Annotated in this window: 1 tRNA gene and 2 rRNA genes; all 3 read right to left on the bottom strand. The window is 55.8% G+C overall.

What is annotated here, in order from left to right:
* Nucleotides 1-96 (bottom strand): 5S ribosomal RNA (gene rrf / locus HII27_RS26925); the annotation flags it as partial.
* 39 nt (nt 97-135) lie between these two features.
* Nucleotides 136-211, bottom strand: a tRNA-Thr gene (locus HII27_RS26920).
* Between the two features lie 14 nt (nt 212-225).
* Nucleotides 226-312: ribosomal RNA gene (gene rrf / locus HII27_RS26915) — 5S ribosomal RNA — on the bottom strand; the annotation flags it as partial.

Raw genomic sequence — 312 nt, 5'->3', positions numbered from 1 at the left:
CGCATGGGGAGACCCCACACTACCATCGGCGCTACGGCGTTTCACTTCTGAGTTCGGCATGGGGTCAGGTGGGACCACCGCGCTACAGCCGCCAGACAAATTCTTTACTAAGTGCCAAACTTTAACCCGAAAAACTGGTGCTGATACCCAGAGTCGAACTGGGGACCTCACCCTTACCAAGGGTGCGCTCTACCAACTGAGCCATATCAGCACACTAAATTTGATGCCTGGCAGTTCCCTACTCTCGCATGGGGAGACCCCACACTACCATCGGCGCTACGGCGTTTCACTTCTGAGTTCGGCATGGGGTCA

The organism is Kluyvera sichuanensis (assembly GCF_014218705.1).
Lineage (GTDB): Bacteria > Pseudomonadota > Gammaproteobacteria > Enterobacterales > Enterobacteriaceae > Kluyvera > Kluyvera sichuanensis.
This window is presented reverse-complemented; position numbering and strand designations above follow the sequence as displayed.